The following is a 2,384-nucleotide window of genomic DNA, read 5'->3' as shown; positions in this document are numbered from 1 at the left end:
GGGCGGGCTCCATGGAGCCCGCCCGGCGATTGAGGGCACATTAAACTGACCCCCGGCTCTCCGATGCGGTGCGGCGTGAGGGGTTTTGACGGTGCGTAAGGCGTGGCTGGTCGCGGGTGGCGCTGCCGTCGGCGGTGGCGGGTTCGTCGTCGCGCTCGTCCTCGGGACGTATCTCGTGGCGGGGAACATGGCGAACGGGATCGGCAAGGGCGCCGTAGGACTGGCGAAGGGTTCCGTGCCCGCCGCGTATCAGCCGCTCGTGCAGAAATGGGGCAATCTCTGTCCGGCCATCAACCCGGCGCTGCTCGCGGCGCAGTTGTACCAGGAGAGCGGCTGGGACCCGAGGGCGGAGAGTCCGGCCGATGCGCAGGGCATAGCGCAGTTCATCCCCGGCACCTGGGCCACCCACGGGGTCGACGGGAACAAGGACGGCGAGAAGGACGTCTGGGATCCGGCCGACGCGATCCCGTCGGCCGCCTCGTACGACTGCAAACTGGCCGGATATGTGAAGGACGCCCCGGGCGACCCGACGCACAACATGCTCGCCGCGTACAACGCGGGCGCGTACGCCGTCATCAAGCACGGTGGCGTCCCGCCGTACCGCGAGACACAGAACTACGTGAAGACGATCACCACCCTGGAGAAGAGTTTCGCGCGTCCCACGCAGCGGGTGAGCCCGTCGAAGCAGGCGGCGGGGGCGATCTCGTTCGCGCAGGAGCAGTTGGGCAAGGAGTATCTGTGGGGCGGGGACGGTACGCCGGAGGAGGGCGGCCGGTTCGACTGCTCGGGTCTGACGAAGGCGGCGTACGACACGGTCGGGGTGACCCTGCCTCGGGTGGCGAACGACCAGTACAACGCGGGCCCGCATCCGAGGCGCGAGGAGCTGCTGCCGGGTGATCTGGTGTTCTTCTCGGACGACTTGACGAATTCGCGGGCCATCCGGCACGTCGGGATCTACGTCGGTGGCGGGTACATGATCGATGCGCCGCGGCCCGGTGCAGTGATCCGTTTCGCGCCCGTGGACACTCCGGACTACTTCGGTGCGACGCGGGTCACGGGCGATGGCGCGAAGGCGCTTGCGGAGGCCGGCAAGAAGGCGTGACATGGCTTGAACTCTCCGTTAAGCCTTGCCCCTGAGCTGCGGCGATTCGTCACTCTTGGATAACGTCCGGGTGATCTTTCGGTGGAGAGTGGAACGCTCGGGCCGGGAGTGCGCGTTCCTTGAGACGACGGACAGGCACACGACTGAGGGGCCGGGCACATGCTTGAGGCGGAGACCTCCCGGGGCACACCCGGCGCACCCGGCACCGTGGGTACGGTCGGCATGGGCCCGGACGCCGATCTGCTGCACGGCATCAACGGCCTCGCGAAGGACGCCCCCGACTGGGTCGACTCGGTGGTCGGCTTCGTCGGTGAATGGGGTCTGCCACTCGCCATGGTGCTGCTCGTGCTGTGGTGCTGGACGACGGTGCGCCGCCGGCCGGACGCCGAGACATCGGTGGCCGCCCTGGTCTGGGCGCCGCTCGCGGCCGGCATCGCACTGCTGGTCAACATCCCGATCCGGGAGTTCGTCGAGCGCCGCCGGCCGTTCTACGAGTACAACGACCTCGAGGTGCTGGCCGACGGCAAGACGGACTTCTCGTTCGTCAGCGATCACGCGACGCTCGCGATGGCGCTCGGGGTCGGACTGTTCGTGGCGCACCGGAAGTTCGGCCTGATCGGGATCGGGCTCGCGCTGCTCGAAGGCTTCTGCCGCGTCTACATGGGCGTGCACTATCCGACGGACGTGATCGGCGGATTCGCGCTCGGCACGGCCGTCACGCTGCTGCTCGCGCCGGTCGCGATGGCGCTGCTCACGCCGCTGACCCGGGCGGTGGCCCGGTCGGGACGGTGGGGCCGGCTCGTGAGTGCGCGCGGCGCGCGGCGGACGGTGCCGGGCGCCGTGGAACTGCCGGAGCCGCAGCAGGGCCGCGACGCCGAGGAGCCGGGGCGGGACCCGGCGCGCAAGGATCTGGCCGCGTAGGGGGCGTCTCCCTCAGGGCCCACGAACCTGGGGCGCCGCTACGTCCCGGGGCTGCCGAGCCGAGCAACGACGCGGTGACGGACCGGAGTTCGGCCTTCAGGGCCGCCTCGAGGGGCGGGTGGAGGTGGAACAGCGCGGCGGTCAGGGCGCAGAGCACCGATGCGGTGAACACCAGCCGGATCGCCGTACGGCCTGATCTGCGGGGTGGGCGGTGGCTTCGGCGGCGACCCGGGGCGGTTCGGCTCAGCGCCGGCCGTCCTCGGATTCTGTGCGGGCGTCTGGTTCGTCGCGGGCGCGGCCGCGCAGCAGCGCGAGGCCGGCGACACCGGCCGCGCCGGCGACCGCGGCCGAGCCGAGGGCC

At 70.7% G+C, this 2,384-nt stretch carries 2 protein-coding genes; both read left to right on the top strand.

The window, feature by feature from the left end; all coding sequences use genetic code 11:
* The first annotated feature begins 91 nt into the window (after positions 1-91).
* Positions 92-1,102: a C40 family peptidase gene (locus tag DY218_RS25340; RefSeq protein WP_128558468.1), complete on the top strand. Its 1,011-nt coding sequence runs from the start codon at positions 92-94 to the stop codon at positions 1,100-1,102.
* Positions 1,103-1,261: 159 nt separating this feature from the next.
* Positions 1,262-2,023, top strand: a complete 762-nt coding sequence (locus DY218_RS25335) for a phosphatase PAP2 family protein (RefSeq protein WP_407703683.1) — start codon at positions 1,262-1,264, stop codon at positions 2,021-2,023.
* Positions 2,024-2,384: the final 361 nt, after the last annotated feature.

This window comes from Streptomyces triticagri (genome assembly GCF_003429565.1).
Classification (GTDB): domain Bacteria; phylum Actinomycetota; class Actinomycetes; order Streptomycetales; family Streptomycetaceae; genus Streptomyces; species Streptomyces triticagri.
This window is presented reverse-complemented; position numbering and strand designations above follow the sequence as displayed.